Origin of the sequence: Rheinheimera sp. (assembly GCF_037442345.1) — a bacterium.
GTDB lineage: Bacteria > Pseudomonadota > Gammaproteobacteria > Enterobacterales > Alteromonadaceae > Pararheinheimera.
The window spans coordinates 40,046-55,902 of record NZ_JBBIQL010000028.1 but is presented as its reverse complement, the minus strand read 5'-3'; the positions used below and the strand labels follow the sequence as shown (position 1 = coordinate 55,902).

The following is a 15,857-nucleotide window of genomic DNA, read 5'->3' as shown; positions in this document are numbered from 1 at the left end:
TGGCAGCAACTGACATCCAAGCTGGTTAGGGCGGTGAGCTGTTCAATCTCTGTCAGGCTGGTCAGTGCCTGACACCCACTGACATTCAAGCTGGTTAAGGCGATCAGCTGTTTAATGCCCGCCAGGCTGGTCAGTGCCTGGCAGAATTGGAGATTCAAGCTGGTTAGGGCGGTGCGGTCCTCAATGCCTGACAGGCTGGTCAGTGCAAAGCAGAAACTGACATTCAAACTGGTTAAGGCGGTGAGCTGTTCAATGCCCGCCAGGCTGGTCAGTGCCTGACACCCACTGACATTCAAGCTGGTTAAGGCGGTGAGGTGCTCAATGCCTGACAGGCTGCTTAGGGCGTGACAGTGACTCAAATCTAAGCTGGTGAGTTGCCCCGACAGCTGAGCTAACTCTGCAGGCAAATACCTTAGGCGCAAGCCACTTAAATCCAACTCGCTTGCGCCTGTTGCTAATGCTTGATTGATTAACCTTTTAGCTTCTTGATAAGCGCCTGGGTGCTGAAAAGGAACTGCTGCTGTTGTCATCCATGCAACCTATTGATTTTATTTTTTAAAGCGGCACTTATTTTTATGCCACGATTTTGATTCTTATCGCATAGAAATGGTCGTGTTTCAATAATCTCTATGAGTGGGTGGTGCTGATTTTTGTTTGTATCGTGGGGCCATGCTGCTTTGCCTGAAGCGATGCTGGAGCTGTCTACGATTCAATAACAAACACTAAGGGCGCACCAAGGTGCGCCCCTACCACAGATCCTATAAATTTCTTCTCAAAGGTGCCAAACCGACCCGTTCTAAAACCTAGCTGCCTATCAGGCCGCCATCGTCTTTGGTCACAATCACTGTGGCCGAACGTGGGTGGCTGGTGCCGTCGTTGGCTGGCCAGTGGCTGGTCAGGTTGGTTGGGGTAGAGCGGTCACCCGGGTGCTGAATATTCACAAACATGGTTTTACCATCGGGGGTAAAAGCCAGGCCGGTGATTTCGGCATCCATTGGGCCTACCAGGAAACGTTTAATTTCTTTGGTGGCCGGGTTGGCCACCAGCATCTGGTTATTGCCAAATGGGCCTTCACCTTGTTGGCTGCCGCTCATATCGGTCTGGATCCACAACAAACCATTGGCGTCAAAACACAAACCGTCCGGGCTCGCCATATGGTTGTCAGCGGTCAGGGTAATATTGGTGCCCGGCGTGTTGGTGCCCACATCACCGGCCAGCAGGAAAATATCCCAGCTGAAGTTACGCACTGAGCTGCTGCTTTCTTTCCAGCGGATGATATGGCCTGTGGCGTTATTGGCGCGCGGGTTGGCCGGGTCTATTTGGGCGGCGGTGCGGCGGGTATTGTTGGTCAGGGTGAAATACACCTCACCTGTGGCCGGGTGCACCGCGCCCCATTCAGGTCTGTCCATTTTGGTGGCGCCCGCCAGGTCAGCGGCTAAACGGGTATTCAGCAGCACATCGGCCTGGCTGTCAAACACCACACCGGCCGCAGCGGCTGCGCTTTGTAAGGCGGTGTTGTTGATGTCCAGTGCCAGCCATTCACCGCTGCCGTCCGCGTTAAATTTGGCGGCATACAGCGTACCATCGTTCAGCAGGTGACCGCCTGCTGTGGCTTTGTAATAAGGGGCGTTGGAGACGTATTTGTAGATGTATTCAAACTGCGAGTCGTCACCTGAATAGAGGGTGACCGGCTGGCCTTCAGTGACAGGGCCAAAGATCACCCCTTCGTGGCCAAAACGGCCCAAAGCGGTGCGTTTTTGCGGCACGCTGTCCGGGTTAAACGGGTCGATTTCGACAATCCAGCCAAAGGTATTGGGTTCATTGCGGTAGTCGGCGCTGGCGTCGGCCGCCATAGTCGTGGCATTAAAGCGCTGGTACTGGTCGGCGCCGTTGTCGGCGGTTTCCCAGTAGTAGCGGCTGGCTGTTTTACCCACGCCATAACGGCTGTGTTCACGCGGCTGGGTCGCGTCGGCATTCATAAAATAACCGGCCCAGTTTTCTTCACAGGTCAGGTAAGTGCCCCAGGGCGTAAAGCCGTTACCGCAGTTGTTCAGGGTACCGCGGGTGCGGGTGCCGTCCTGGCTGTATTTGGTGATCACTTTTTGGTGGCCACGCACAGGGCCTGTCAGCTCCATTGGGGTAGCGCCTGTGATACGACGGTTCAAAGGGCTGCCTTGCACCAGTTGGAATTCACCAGAGGCGTCCTTTTTGATATGGGCCACAGTCACACCGTGCACCGCTACTTCCTTACGCACTTCGTCGGCCGGGCGGGGCAGACCTGTGGCGCCGTTCGGGTGCAATAAATCCGGGTCCAGGTATTCGTGGTTAAACACCAATAAACCTTCAGCACTGTTTTGGTGAGTGCTGCGGGCGTCTAACGGGAAAAAATGCATACCGTCATGGTGGGCGCCTACTTGTTGTTCCATTTCAGCGCCAGTGTTCTGGCCGCCGTTTTTATAGGCGGGATAACTGCCCAGCAGTGGTGTGCCCATAGGTAAAAAAGCGCGGGCTGTGTAACCCTGGGGCACCAGAATGGTGTCGGGCCGGGCAGCGGCCAGCGCGGTAAAACCCAATAACACTGGCGCTGGTTCTGGCAGCTGGGCTTCAGGTAATTTCACCGGATCGGCACTGTCGGTGTCGCAGCCGGCCAGTGTGGTGCCCATGATGGTGGCGATAGCAGCACCCAAAGAGCCTTTTAAAAAGCTGCGGCGGCTGGCCAGGACCTGCTGAAACTCCGGGTTGTCGGAGAAATTGGTTTGTGGGTCTATACCCGAATTATCGATGTGAAAGTTCTTGTTATTCATGTTGACTCCAATGTCATGACCTGAAAAAGCTCGCGACATTACAGCGGGTAAAGATGACGTAATTGTTAACGGGTGTTGATGTTCTGGCGACGGTTTGATGTCAAATTTATGAAAATCAATTATTTAAGCCTGGATCGGCATCCGGGGTGGCTGCGGCAGTTTTATTAACAATTTAAATCAGTACTCCAGGTGTTACGGATTCAGAAGTTGCGTTATAAACTGCGGCACCACTTTGCTGGCGGGGCCATACAGTCCGGCGGCAAATTCGCCGCGGGTGGCTGCCAGGTTCAGCTCCACCGTATAAGCCCCGCTGGCCGCCGCCACAGCGGCGAAACCCGCAGCGGGGTACACCTGGCCGGACGTACCGATAGCCATAAACAGGTCTGCCTGGCGCAATGCCTGCTCAATCTGTTCCATCTGGTACGGCATTTCGCCAAACCAGACAATATCGGGCCGCAGCGGCTGGGTGGGCGTGCAGCAGCTGCAAGGTTCAGAGGGACTGAGTGGCCCGGTCCAGGGCTGAGAACGACCACTTTGCACACATTTTACCTGTTGCAGTTGACCATGCATGGCGATCATCCGCTTCGAGCCGGCACGCTGGTGCAGGTTATCCACGTTTTGGGTGATTAATAAAAATTGGCCACCCGCAGCACAGTGGTGTTGCTCCAGTTGGGCTAACGCCAGATGGGCGGCGTTGGGTTTTAATGCCGGGTCCAGCAGCTGAGCTCGGCGGGCATTGTAAAACCGGTGTACCAGTGCTGGATTGGCAGCAAAGCCTTCCGGGGTCGCCACGTCTTCAATGGCGTGGTTTTCCCACAGGCCATGTTGGTCACGAAAGGTTTTAATACCGGATTCGGCTGAAATACCAGCGCCTGTCAGGACCACAATATTGGAATAACGCATCTTTGCTCCTTGTCAGAAGCTGATTATTGCAGGAGCAGGCCGGTCAAACCAGAGGCAGGTTTGCCAGAATAAGCTGTTTGCAGCATCAGCCCCTGATGCGGGCTGATGCTGTGAGGGGGAAGGTCAGTTGGTTCCGCTTTCCAGCCGTACCTGGCCAATCGCCAGACCGGTTTCCAGCGTTTTTTCCTCCACCTTGTTGGTGGTCAGGTCGGTGGCGACAAACTGCACTGTTAAATCGGTCGCTGCGACGCCCAGTTGCTGCACCTGATCACTGACCTGGTAGACCAACTGACCCAGATGCCCGGTATGGGCTGCATGGCCGCCATGGTCATGGTCCAGTACACCGAAGAAGTTAATGGTGGCGACATAAACTTGGTGGTCCGGGTTTTTCTCTGAAGACAGGTAAATCTTGTAGGTCAGATGGGGCGCGCCAATCATCTTCACATCATCCAGGACCAAAAAGGTCTGACCGGGTGACTGGCTCAGCAAATTCAGTTTTTCTGAACTTTGCATCAGCGTGGCGGTTTGCGGGTCCAGTGACACCTTTTGACTGACGCCCATCAGCCGCACCGCTTTGTTGCTGCTGACCGGCTGATGATTGGTTTTAAACAAACTGGCTTGAGCAGTTTTGGCTTTGGTGCTCATGAACGGATCCTGACCTTCACACTGGGTTTCGTTGGCATAACGCACCGGAATTTTGCCCGGTGTAAACACATCCGCAATGGTCATGCTAACCTGGGCCCCGTTTTCATCAGCAAAGGTGTAGCTGGTGCTGTACCAGCTGTCTGGCATGCCAAGGCTCTTTTTCGCCCACTCCAGCGTAATGGGCTGGCCAGCTGCTTTACGGTTCAGCCAGCACTGCCAGAGCCGGTCAATGTTCGCATGATGCATATAAAATACCGGGTCCAAGCCGGCAATAGGCACAAACCCCATATTGGGTAAAGCGCAGTTCTGACCCACAGCACAGTGCATCACCCCATGTGGCTGTCCCTGCAGTTGGTTGGAGAACTGAGTAAAGTCATTGAATTTAAAAGCCTGGGCTGCACTGGCGTTGTCTGGGTCTATCGCGCTGGTGTTTTCATTCAGGCCTGGTGTGCGAAAGGGGTCATACAGAGAGCCTGTCTGCGGGCCACGCACCAGGGCAGGTAAAGCCAGGCCCTGGCCGTTGGCGGCTTTTTCCTGGTAATAGTCCCAGTAGGGCAGTGCGTAGTCGGCACCGACGTATTTACGGACAGTGCGTTCGTAAAAATACAGCATCATGCGGTGCCAGGGCAGAAAATTCAGGTTGCCATGCTGACAGGTCCCCCAGACATTCTGCGTAAAACCATCGGCCGGTACAGTGCTGGTGTGCATAGGCTGATAATAGGCGTCACATTGGGCCTGGCTGAGAATGGCCAGGCACTGCGGCATACGGTAGGCAATGTAGTTGGGCAGGTTGGTGGCATTCCCCCCGGTGCCAAAATAACCGTGGGTATTGGCCCAGTAATTAAAGCTGGTGCGAAACTGGGCTGACAACGGATTGGCCTGGTTACTGGTGCGCATGTTCGCAATGCCAGCGCGCAAAGCGGCAACCCGGGCCGGGTCTTTGGCAAAGTCTGCAGCGCTGATCCGTAACGAGTCCGCCTGTGCTGCGCTGCTTAAACCACAGGCGATGGCGACGGCCAGAGCCGGAATGCAGATGCTGTTCATGATGAGTCCTTGTTGGTGGTGAAGAATTGTTCCTGCATTAGGAGCAAGAAAATCTTAGTTCCTTTTTCAGTTAAATCAATTTTTTACATCAATTCATTTACAATTTTGCTCAGGAGGGGGACATCTGCCGGAACTGCTTCCAGTGCGGCTTTTTTTTGCTATGGTAGACACAGGCTTGTTGTAGGTGTGCTGTGATGCCGTTACGTCAGTTTCATTCGTTAAGTCAGCTTATTGATGAGTTGCTGGAAGCCGTTTGTGTGGTGGACAGGCAAGGCGTTTTTGTGTACTTAAGCCCAGGCGCACAGCGGGTCTTTGGGTATAAAGCGGCGGAAATGCGTGGTCGGAATATGCTGGAGTTTATGCACCCGGATGACAAAGACCGTACGTTGTTGGCAGTAAACGACATTATGGCCGGTCAGGTTAAAACTGAGTTTGAAAACCGCTATATCCGTAAAGACGGTTCCGTGGTGCATTTACAGTGGTCGGCCCGTTGGTCGGAAACTGAGCAGGTGCGGGTGGCCGTCGCCCGCGATATCACCTCACATAAACAGGTGCTGCAGCAATTGCAGCATCTGGCATTTTATGATTGCTTAACCGGCTTACCAAACCGGGCGCTGCTGATGGACCGGCTGCAACAGGGCCTGGCCCGCTGCAGGCGTGAAAACCGGGTGCTGGCGCTCTGCTTTGTCGACTTAAATAAATTCAAACTGATTAATGATCAGCATGGCCATGCGGCGGGGGATGCTGCTTTGTGCGCGCTGGCCACTGCGCTGAAGACTGCGCTGCGGGATACGGACACTGTAGCCCGACTGGGTGGGGATGAGTTTGTGGTGTTGATGGATTGTCAGAATGCCGCTGAAGTGGCCCCTGTGCTGGAAAAACTGACACAGGCCTGCCAGCTGACTTTTCTCTGGCAGCAGCAGAGCCTGCCGCTGGAAGCCAGCATAGGGGTGGCTTTGTATCCTCAACATGCGGTGGATGCGGACAGCTTGTTGTGCCTGGCCGATCAGGCGATGTTCCGGGCCAAGCTGCAATGGCCGCATTTGTGTTTTGCCGGATCTGTGTCAACGGATCGATCGGAAAAATAGAATAAGCTGATTGAAATATTCCAGTAGTCAGCCGACGGATTTTCTTTCAGACTGGGTTTTTTGTTGAAAAACAACGGAGAACACAGATGACGGATATTCTGGCGCAGCAAGTGAAAGACATTCGTGGCAACACAGTGGATTTAAGCCAATACAGAGGACAGGTGGTACTGGTGGTCAATACAGCCAGCGCCTGTGGTTTTACCCCTCAATACAAAGGGCTGGAGCAGCTGTATCAGCAGTACAAAGACCGCGGCCTGGTGATACTGGGTTTTCCCTGCAATCAGTTTGGCAAGCAGGAGCAGGGCGATGAAACAGAAATAAGCAGCTTTTGTGAACTGAATTATGGGGTGAGTTTTCCGCTGTTTGCCAAGGTGGATGTCAACGGCCCTGATGCTTTGCCTTTGTTCAGCGCACTGAAAAAGGCCAAACCTGGCTTGTTTGGCACCCAAAGCATTAAATGGAACTTCACCAAGTTTCTGATTGGCCGTGACGGTCAGGTCATTTTGCGGGCCGCCCCCAGCACCAAACCTGAAGATCTGGTCAATGCCATTGAACAGGCCCTGGCGCATTAAAAAGACGCCCCGATGAAGGGGCGTTTCAAAGACAGGCTGGGAAGACTGCAGACATGCTTTCAAAACCCTGTGCGTTAAACGCCAGCTGATTATCCTGGCAACTCAGTGTTTCCTCTTTGATTTAGAACAAGTTCCGCTTCTTCTGTTGACAGTTCAGGGCACAATCTTCACATTGCTGCAGTTGTTAAAGCGAGGGAACTGAAACATGGCTGCACACCAGGTCAGGCAGGGTATTTTCTTTATGGTCGCCGCAGTGGGTTTTTTCTCTGCGATGGACGCCTGCATGAAACAATTGACGGTGCAGTACGGGCCTATGCAGATCACCGCCTTGCGGGCTTTATTTGCCTGGCCCCTGATCGTCGGCTGGTTGTTGGCCACCGGCCGGGTGCAACATTTACTCAATGCCCGCTGGTCTTTGCATTTGCTGCGTGCCGTGCTTGGCATCGTGATGCTGGCGGCTTTTGTGTTCAGCATCCGTACTTTGGCGCTGGCCGACGCTTATGCCATTTTTTTTGCCGCTCCTTTGCTGATCACCCTGCTGTCGGTCTGGTTTCTGAAAGAGAAGGTGCACCTGCGGCAATGGGTTGCCATTGCAGTGGGCATGGCGGCTGTGCTGTGGATGCTCAAACCCGAAGGCAACCAGTTATTAAGCCTGGGTGCCCTGGCGGCGTTGCTGTCGGCTTTATGTTACGCCATATCGGCGGTGACGGTCAGCGTGCTGGCCCGCACGGACAATAGCGGCAATATGGTGTTCTGGCTGATGTCGATGATCGGTCTGGGGGCCGGTGCTCTGGCCTGGCCGGACTGGGTACCCTTGTCGGCAGATTATCTGCCCTGGATGCTGGCGCTGGGGCTCACCGGTGCCATAGGCCAGGTGTGTATCACCGAAGCTTTCCGGCTTGCCCCTGCGTCCGTCATTGCTCCTTTTGAGTACACGGCGCTGATTTGGGGTTTAGGTTTTGATTGGCTGCTGTGGCAGCATGTGCCTGGCTGGTCATTGCTGATAGGGGCGACTGTGATTATGGGCAGCGGTTTGTATTTATTGGCGCAGCAGCGGCACTGACAGCTGATGGCTGCGAGCGTCACGGGCTTGTCATACCTGGCTTTTAGACTACAAAATTTTAACCGGAGTCTGATTGATGAACTACCTGTGGTTATCTGCTTTGCTGCCGCTGACAGCGCAGGCCGCCTGCCCGGATTTTCTGGTGGTGGCACACCGTGGCGCCAGTGGCCATTTGCCTGAACATACGCTGGAAGCGTACCAACTGGCGATGAAGATGGGCGCCGACTTTATTGAACCGGATTTAGTGCCTACCCGTGACGGGGTGCTGATCAGCCGGCATGAAAATGATTTGACCCACAGCACCAACGTGGCTGATCTGCCGCAGTTTGCCAGCCGCAAAACCACAAAACGTATTGATGGCATGGAGGTAACGGGCTGGTTTGCCGAAGACTTCAGCCTGGCCGAAATTAAACAACTGAAAGCCCGTGAACCCTTGCCACAGCTGCGGCCACAGGGGGTAGCCCATAATGATCAGTACCAGTTGGTGACGCTGGCCGAAATTATTGCGGCTGTGCGTCAGTTTGAGCGGGACACCGGCCGTAAAGTGGGAATTTACCCCGAGACCAAACACCCGACCTTTTTCCGTTTTGAAGGCAAACATCTGGATGGCACGGCCATCCACCTCAATACCTCAGAACTCTTAGTGCAGGCGCTGAAAAAGCACGGCTTTACGGACCCGAAACGGGTGTTTATTCAGTCGTTTGAACTGCAAAACCTGCTGGAACTGAAACAGCAACTGATGCCGAAATACCGGGTCAGCCTGCCCTTGGTGCAGCTGCTGGGTGACACTGACAAAGCCTACCTGCCACCCAAAGACAATTTCTCAGTGCCTTATGATCTGTGGTATCACCAGCAGCAAAAGACCCAGCTGACCGGGCTCTATGGTGAAGCGGCCGCCTTGATTGCCAGGCTGCCAACGCCACTGGATTACAGCCAGTTGCTGCAAGGCGATGGCAAAAGCTTGCTGCAAAGCTACGCCAGCGGTGTCGGGCCCTGGAAAAGCAATTTGTACCAGCAGGGCACTGTTACATTAAAACCTGAGTTTGCTGCGTTGACACAGCAATTTCAGCTGCACCCTTATACCTTACGGGACGAAGACAACTACCTGCAAAAGGATAAAGACGGCAAAAGTTTCAGCCTGAGATTTGAGGCCAATGCCTTAATGCAGCAAGGAGTGCAAGGGGTATTCAGTGACTACCCGGATCTGGTGCTGGCGGAGCGCACTGAGTGGCGGCAAAGCTGCGCGAAATAAGTGAAACCCAGAAATTGGGGTCAGAGTAGTACTCTGACCCCAGGGTTATCAGAAGTCCAGTGACAGGGTCAGGCTGGCTGTGCGTTCAGCACCGATGAAGTAAGCGCCTTCCTGACCACCGGTCAGGTAGCTTTCATCGTTCAGGTTGTTGATCACCAGGGCTAAATCCAGGCCTTTAAACAGCTCTGAATTGCTCAGGGTTTTGCTGTAACCGACATAGAAATCCAGCACTGTGGAGGCTGGCAGCTCGTCTTTATTGCCACCCATGGCGGCGCCAAAGTAGCTGGCCATATGACGGGCTGTGAGGCCGGTGCGGTAGGCTTCGCCCTGATAACGCAGCGACAGGTTGTAGATTTTCTCCGGCGAGCCAGCCACTTTGTCACCGGCAAAAATAGCTGCCGGGTTGATCACCGGGTTGCCGTTTGCATCCACCACCACATTGCCGTCTTCATCCAGCACCTGACTGTTCACAGTGCGGTTGTATTCAGCTTTGTTCAGGGTGGCAGCGCCATAGAGGCTCCAGCCTGAACCCAACTGCCAGTCCATGCTGGCTTCAATGCCGTTGGAATCAATACCGCCAACGTTGACATAAGTGCCATCCAGCTCGTTCAGGTAATCCGGGCCACCGTTGGCGCCAGGCTGCAGATAGGTAATGCGGTTGTCGAAGGTGACATCGTAATAAGTCACAGAGAAGTTCAGCGCATCACCAAAGTAACGCAGACCCAGGTCGATGTTGTCAGCGGTTTCAGCTTCCAGCGCGTTGTAATCCTGGTTGGTTTCCAGAATAGCGTCGCTGATGGCTTTAAAGTTTTCCGTGTAGCCAGCAAACAACTCAATCTGGTTGGTCAGGCTGTACACCAGACCCACAGAAGGCAGCAGGTCGGAATCGCTGTCCAGCTGGCCCTGGTTCGCCGTCACAATATTGTCCTGGCGCTCCACGTCCACATAAAACTGTTTCACACCCAGGGTCACACTCAGGTCGTCGCTCAGACGGATTTGATCCTGCAGGTACAGTTTTTGGGTGTCGGTGTCGTAGGTGCGGTCGTACTGCACCCAATAAGGCGACGCGTCGAAATAATGGTACTGCACCGGGTCAATCACATTGTGCCAGTCACGGCTTTCATCCCGCTCCTGCTGTTCCAGCCAGGCACCGGCACGCAGCTCATGGTTACCCACAGCCCAGAACAATTCAGAGGTCATGCCCAGACGCTGCTTCTCGTAGTGGGTATGGCGGTAAGACGACACCCGGGTGGCCTCCGATACATCGGCCGTTGGGTCCAGAATTGGACGGTTTTGTGAGTCGACATGAGTGTAAGGCCTCAGCACCCCTGTGCCTGTGCCGCGGGTGACGCGGTTGCCCTGCGCATCCACTACATAGACCTGGTAGTTGGGCATCCAGTCGCCGCGGCCGGATTGCAGATGCAGGTAAGGGGTGAGGGTCAGCTGGATATCGTCGGTTAAATCGGTTTCCACTTTGACATAGCTGAAGCTGTTTTCACGTAAGGTTGACCAGACTTCGGCAAAATTCTGGTCAATATCCGGATCACCAGTCCAGACGTTGGTCAGGCGGTCCCAATGCGGGTTTTCAGCAAACTGAGCCAGCGATACTGTGTTGTAGTTATCTTCATTGGCATCATCGTACGAGAAGCGGGCGGTGATTGTGGTGTTGCCCAGTTCGGTGACCGACTTGGCTTCAGCATGCAGGCGTTCGGTAAAGCCATTGCTGCCGGTGCCAATCCATCTGTTGCTGTAGCTGTCTGACAGGCTGACATAGGCTTTGGTATGACCGCCCAGCTCACCTGTGTTGTAGCGAGTGAAATAACGACGGGCATTGTGGTCACCCCCTGTCACTCCGAAGTTCAGGCTTTCTTCGTCGTCCGGGTTCATCGACACAAAGTTCAGCGTACCGCCCAAGGCGTCCAATGAAGCAGAGGCGATATCGGACGTGCCCTGGCCTACTTCCACCATTGCGGTGTTCTCTGTGTCCAGGTACCGGTTGGCTTTACTGCCACCGCCATACGAAGACCCTCCGTTAGGCAAACCATCCACCGTAATACCCAGTTGCTGTTCACTGCCGCTGACGGCAAAACCACGCATACTGATGGTGGTTGACCAGTCGTCACCACCAAAAGCGTCACCCTGACCGACAGTAATACCAGGCAGCTGGTTGACGAGATCCATCACGTTGCCAATGGGAGACTTACTTTGTTTCATCACGTCATCGACAGTGTTATTGGCATAGCTGATGCGTTTGCCGGTTACCGCCATTACTTCCACTTCCGCTTCTGCTGTCGCGGGGCTGGCTGCTTCTTCGGCCAAAGCCGGGTGGCTCAGACTGGCACTGATGGCAATAGCCACTAAGGTTTTTTGTAAAGTCACGCGCAATCTCCCTTTAATTCATTGAGGTATCAGGCTTTACCACTGACGGGCAAATTCGCGCTTATTCTGGAGTGGGCAGATGACAGACCAGTGAATGCGGTGTTACCGAATTGTGTAATTAAAATGTAAGTTGTGCGAACAGAGCCGCTAAAAAACTGGATTATATTCAGCCTGTTGCTTAAGCTAAGAGTCCTTTGCTAAGGAGTCTTAATGCAGTTCTGGCTATGCATAATCGGCATCTGGTGTCTGCCGCTGTGGGCGTGCAGCGGCCCTGAACTCGCCATTCTGGTGGGGGTGGATAAACCTCCTTATATTGACATCAAAAGCCAAAGTGGCTTTGAGCTGGAACTGCTGAAACACGTCAGTCAGCAAACAGGGCGTTGTGCCCGTTTTTTACATGTGCCCAATGGCCGGTTGCTGGAGCAATTTAACGAAGGTCAGGCTGATTTAGTCTCATTGCAGCGCACTGTGCCAGATGGCCTGCACGCCACAGCGCCTTATATCCGTTATGAAAATGTGCTGATTATCCGCAAGGATGCAGTGCGCTCTGTGCGGCGTCTGAGCGATCTGGCCGGCAAGCGGCTGATGGCCTTTCAAAACGCCAGCCAGTTTTTAACCGACGATTATCGCCGCATGTTGCCGCTGCTGGCCAGCTACCAGGAGGTGGTGGAACAGCAAAAGTTACCCAGTATGTTGCTGAAAAAACGGGTGGATGCGTTGGTGATGGACCGCAATATTTTTGAGTATTACTACCGGCAGACAGCACCGGAGGATAGCAGCCTGCAGCAGTTGCACTGGTTTGGTGTCAACAGTTATCACCTGCTTGGCCGTGATCCGCAGCTGGTGCAGCAGTTCAGTCAGGCGTTGCAGCAGTTTCAGCAAACCGATGCTTTTTATCAGTTGCAGCTGCAATTCTTCCGGCAGGCCAATCAGTAACCCTCAGCCCGCGTGGGCCAGGCGGTCACAGGCTGTAATCCTCGCTGACTTCATCATCGCCCTGGGTCAGATCAAATTCGATGTTTTCACCTTTGGCGGTTAACTGCAGCACCCGCTGCGGCACGCCATCTGAAGTCAGCTGCACCAGGCCAATACCTGCGCTGTTTGCCAGACGCTGGCCTGCGGTGGCTCCCACTGGTTTGTGGTGGGTTACTTTCATCTGCCGTCTTTTGGTCAGCCAGTTCAGCGGCGAGCGGGAGGCGTAGAGCCAGCGGTTGCATCTGTCCAGCAACTGCAACAAGCGATCGGGAAATTCGTTCTTCAGGCCACTGCTGGTGATCTGCCAGATGGACGGGCTGTGCTCACGGCAACGCAACCCCACCTGAAATACAAAGCTGTAATGCACATCGCCGGACAAAATCACAAAATTCTGCGGTGTTTTCGGGTGACGGAACAGGTTCAGCAGCGCATGGGCTGAGCCCGGATGAGCCATCCAGCTTTCGGCGTCCACCAGCAGCGGTTTACCAAAAGCGGTAAACAGATGCTGAATGGCTTCAATCAGTTTGACGCCAAATACAGGGGCAGGGGAGACCAGCAATACCGCTTTTTTGCCCAATAACTGTTGCTGCAAATCCGTAATGCTTTCCCAGTCCATCAGGCCGGACGGGTTGGCCGGTGACACTTCCGAGCGCCAGCGTTGGGTGCGGGTATCCAGCACTATCAGTGGCGGTTCGGTCGGCCACTGATAGTGCCACTGGTTAAACTTCAGCAAGGCACTGATGCAGTCATCATGCAAAGAGCTGCCCTGATGTGCGGCCGCTTGCTGGCATAAGGGCAGTAACGGCTGATGACGCTCCGGGGCATTGCCCCAGCCCTGAAATAAGGCATAGCCCAATAAAGCATTGCCAATAATGCGGCGTGAAAAGGGCTGCTGGTAGGCCGTTTGTTCCCATTCGGCTGTCAGGTTCCAGTCGTCGGAAATATCGTGGTCATCAAAGATCATCGCCACCGGCAGATGCGCCATCAAGCGTTGGACCTGGCCCAGGCCGGCAGCAAAGGCCTGAATGCTCTGATGCTGTTGCTGCGCTTTCAGTTGTTGTTTCGCAGGTAAAGACAGGACCAGATCCGCAGGCAGCCCGCTGCTCAGCAGAGACCAGCACTGTGGTGACCAGACCAGTAAATACATGCAGCAGACTTCGGCAAACGAAATCAGGTGGTTGTGTGCATTGTCGCTGGTGAATACAGGTTTGCGCACCCCTTTAAACACTTGCTGCAACACCTGCTGGCCGGCTTGGGTGTCGGGCAATAACTGCTCACGCTGGCCGTAATAAGGCCGCTGCAGGTGCAGTTCGCAGGAGCTCTGAATTTCGGCATTGGGCAACACCTCGTCGGCAAAACCCAGTTTCTCCGTCAGTTGGTGAATGGCATGCAGCATCGGCATGGCCACATCGTCGGCGTAAATCTGGTCACCGCTGAGCATCAACAGGCTGGGCCAGTCCTGTGCTGAGCAAGCGGCCAGATACTGATCGGCCCGCACCAGGCCATCCGGGCCATTAAAATGCGGTTTGCGGCAGGAGCCATGCAGCAGTTGCCGCACCTGGGGCTGCAGCCGGAAAAAAGGTAAGTGCTGGTCCGGGTACCGCAAGGTGTGAACCAACTGGTGGCAGCTTTGCCAGTGGGAGTCCTGCTTTGCTTTGAGCTGCAAATCATAATAAACCGCTTGCTCCAATGGCAGTGGCTGCTGCAGTGGCAGGTCAATCAGCTGCAGGTACAGCGAGCTGGCCAGTTGCAGCTCTGTGGTGGCCTCACTCAGTTGCTGGCTGCTGCAGTGCGCCGAATAAGGAGTGTCGCTGTCACTCTGCAGCTGCAATTGGCACTGGACGGCGGCAGAGGTGGCCAGCCAGAAGGTCAGGCGGCTGGGGGTGATACGGCGCAGAATAGGGCCGGCCAGCAGCAACGGCAAAGAGTCAGTGGTCAAAAGCCGGACTTCCTTTGGGTGTTGTTTTTTTAAACTCTGCATCATCCTATCGCAGTTTTTGTAAATCTTCACTGAATTGAATCACTTGGCGTGGTCAAAACCGCTATGCTCAGGGTTCATGATTGAAGAGGCCTGTTGCATGATAAAAACCGCAGTCATTGGTTTTGGTTTATCCGCCAAGGTATTCCATCTGCCTTTTTTGACCCCGGAACTTGGTTTTGAGCTCTGCGCTCTTTCAAGCTCACAGCCCGAAGCCAGCTCGTACCGGCCTGGCCTGAAGCTTTATGCCGACGCGCAGCAATTGATTGACCAGACCGGAGCTGAACTGGTGGTCATCACCTCGCCCAATCAAAGCCATTATCAGCTCGCCAAAGCGGCGTTGCTGGCGGGTAAACATCTGGTGGTGGAAAAGCCCTTTACGCTGCGTGTCAGTGAAGCGGAAGCACTGGTTGAGCTGGCCGCCCAAAAAGGCCTGCAGCTCTGCGTTTACCATAACCGCCGCTTTGACGATGATTTTCTGGCGCTGCAGCAACTGATTGCAGAAGGCAAGCTGGGGGCTGTGCGGCTGATGCAGTCGCGTTTTGACAGGTTCAGACCGCAGGTGCAGCAGCGCTGGCGCGAAAGGGCGGAGTTTGGCAGCGGTATTTTATTTGATTTAGGCCCGCATTTAATTGACCAGGCCTTGCTGTTATTTGGTGTGCCTGAGGCTGTCACGGCCCGCTGTCGTATACTGCGAGAAGCCGGGCAGACTATTGATTATTTTCAGCTGCAGCTGCACTACGCGGATAAAGAAGTCTGTGTAAGCTCGTCGCCTTTTGCCGCCGCCACCCCGCTGCGTTTTGAAGTGCAGGGCTGCCAGGCCAGCTTCCGCAGTTATGGCCTGGACCCGCAGGAAGAGATCTTGCGTTTTGGTCAGGGCCTGCGCGACCCGCGCTGGCCGGTGCGGGAGCAGCAGCGTCAGGCTGAGTTTGCCGATGCCACAGGCAGCCACAGCCTGGCATTGCCGCAGGGCAGTTATGCCGGTTTTTATCAGCAACTGGCATTGGCACTCTCGGGAAAGGCCGCTTTGCCTGTCACAGTGCAGCAGGCGGTGCAATGCGTGAAAGCCATTGAGCTGGCGCTGCAAAGCGCGGCCCAGCAGAAAACAGTGGCGTGGAACTGACGGACGATTTATGGTCATGATCTAACAACTT

12 protein-coding genes are annotated in these 15,857 nt (G+C 54.4%); 6 read left to right on the top strand and 6 right to left on the bottom strand.

Going from position 1 to position 15,857, the window contains the following annotated elements:
• The 4 genes from WKJ04_RS15975 to WKJ04_RS15960 all read right to left on the bottom strand — a co-directional run.
• Nucleotides 1–359, bottom strand: a 359-nt coding sequence (locus tag WKJ04_RS15975) for a hypothetical protein (protein WP_337881328.1), incomplete at its 3' end; no start/stop codon positions are given.
• A 444-nt stretch (nt 360–803) separates the two neighbouring features.
• Entirely contained in the window at nt 804–2,804 is a 2,001-nt protein-coding gene (locus WKJ04_RS15970) for a PhoX family phosphatase (RefSeq protein ID WP_337881327.1), read from the bottom strand.
• A gap of 192 nt (nt 2,805–2,996) precedes the next feature.
• On the bottom strand, nt 2,997–3,707 hold the full coding sequence (cobB, locus tag WKJ04_RS15965) for a Sir2 family NAD+-dependent deacetylase (protein ID WP_337881326.1): 711 nt from the start codon (nt 3,705–3,707) through the stop codon (nt 2,997–2,999).
• 123 nt (nt 3,708–3,830) lie between these two features.
• Nucleotides 3,831–5,396 carry a tyrosinase family protein gene (locus tag WKJ04_RS15960; RefSeq protein ID WP_337881325.1) on the bottom strand — a complete coding sequence of 522 codons (1,566 nt, stop codon included), beginning with the start codon at nt 5,394–5,396 and terminating at the stop codon, nt 3,831–3,833.
• A gap of 194 nt (nt 5,397–5,590) precedes the next feature.
• On the opposite strand from WKJ04_RS15960, the gene WKJ04_RS15955 reads away from it, so the two are divergent.
• The 4 genes from WKJ04_RS15955 to WKJ04_RS15940 all read left to right on the top strand — a co-directional run bounded on the left by WKJ04_RS15955 (nt 5,591) and on the right by WKJ04_RS15940 (nt 9,371).
• Nucleotides 5,591–6,484, top strand: coding sequence for a diguanylate cyclase (locus tag WKJ04_RS15955; protein ID WP_337881324.1), 894 nt, complete (start codon nt 5,591–5,593; stop codon nt 6,482–6,484).
• An 86-nt stretch (nt 6,485–6,570) separates the two neighbouring features.
• On the top strand, nt 6,571–7,056 hold the full coding sequence (locus WKJ04_RS15950; RefSeq protein ID WP_337881323.1) for a glutathione peroxidase: 486 nt from the start codon (nt 6,571–6,573) through the stop codon (nt 7,054–7,056).
• Nucleotides 7,057–7,261: 205 nt separating this feature from the next.
• Complete coding sequence (locus WKJ04_RS15945) at nt 7,262–8,119, top strand: DMT family transporter (protein ID WP_337881322.1); 858 nt, start codon at nt 7,262–7,264, stop codon at nt 8,117–8,119.
• Nucleotides 8,120–8,195: 76 nt separating this feature from the next.
• A complete protein-coding gene (locus tag WKJ04_RS15940; protein WP_337881321.1) occupies nt 8,196–9,371 on the top strand; it encodes a glycerophosphodiester phosphodiesterase family protein in 1,176 nt (391 codons plus the stop codon).
• 48 nt (nt 9,372–9,419) lie between these two features.
• Here the strand turns inward: WKJ04_RS15940 and WKJ04_RS15935 are convergent, their stop codons facing one another.
• The gene (locus WKJ04_RS15935) at nt 9,420–11,750 is read right to left on the bottom strand and encodes a TonB-dependent receptor (protein ID WP_337881320.1); all 2,331 of its coding nucleotides are present in this window, start codon (nt 11,748–11,750) and stop codon (nt 9,420–9,422) included.
• A gap of 210 nt (nt 11,751–11,960) precedes the next feature.
• On the opposite strand from WKJ04_RS15935, the gene WKJ04_RS15930 reads away from it, so the two are divergent.
• Nucleotides 11,961–12,686: a transporter substrate-binding domain-containing protein gene (locus WKJ04_RS15930; protein WP_337881319.1), complete on the top strand. Its 726-nt coding sequence runs from the start codon at nt 11,961–11,963 to the stop codon at nt 12,684–12,686.
• 25 nt (nt 12,687–12,711) lie between these two features.
• On the opposite strand, the gene WKJ04_RS15925 is transcribed toward WKJ04_RS15930, so the two are convergent.
• Nucleotides 12,712–14,664, bottom strand: a complete 1,953-nt coding sequence (locus tag WKJ04_RS15925; protein WP_337881318.1) for an alkaline phosphatase D family protein — start codon at nt 14,662–14,664, stop codon at nt 12,712–12,714.
• 139 nt (nt 14,665–14,803) lie between these two features.
• Between WKJ04_RS15925 and WKJ04_RS15920 the strand changes: the two genes are divergently transcribed.
• Nucleotides 14,804–15,826, top strand: a complete 1,023-nt coding sequence (locus WKJ04_RS15920; RefSeq protein ID WP_337881317.1) for a Gfo/Idh/MocA family oxidoreductase — start codon at nt 14,804–14,806, stop codon at nt 15,824–15,826.
• The last annotated feature ends 31 nt before the right edge of the window (nt 15,827–15,857 follow it).

Excerpts from the sequence above, each read along its gene's own strand:
- WKJ04_RS15970 (WP_337881327.1), bottom strand. The coding sequence starts at position 2,804 with ATGAATAACAAGAACTTTCACATCGATAATTCGGGTATAGACCCACAA.
- cobB (WP_337881326.1), bottom strand. The coding sequence starts at position 3,707 with ATGCGTTATTCCAATATTGTGGTCCTGACAGGCGCTGGTATTTCAGCC.
- WKJ04_RS15960 (WP_337881325.1), bottom strand. The coding sequence starts at position 5,396 with ATGAACAGCATCTGCATTCCGGCTCTGGCCGTCGCCATCGCCTGTGGT.
- WKJ04_RS15955 (WP_337881324.1), top strand. The coding sequence starts at position 5,591 with ATGCCGTTACGTCAGTTTCATTCGTTAAGTCAGCTTATTGATGAGTTG.
- WKJ04_RS15950 (WP_337881323.1), top strand. The coding sequence starts at position 6,571 with ATGACGGATATTCTGGCGCAGCAAGTGAAAGACATTCGTGGCAACACA.
- WKJ04_RS15945 (WP_337881322.1), top strand. The coding sequence starts at position 7,262 with ATGGCTGCACACCAGGTCAGGCAGGGTATTTTCTTTATGGTCGCCGCA.
- WKJ04_RS15940 (WP_337881321.1), top strand. The coding sequence starts at position 8,196 with ATGAACTACCTGTGGTTATCTGCTTTGCTGCCGCTGACAGCGCAGGCC.
- WKJ04_RS15930 (WP_337881319.1), top strand. The coding sequence starts at position 11,961 with ATGCAGTTCTGGCTATGCATAATCGGCATCTGGTGTCTGCCGCTGTGG.
- WKJ04_RS15920 (WP_337881317.1), top strand. The coding sequence starts at position 14,804 with ATGATAAAAACCGCAGTCATTGGTTTTGGTTTATCCGCCAAGGTATTC.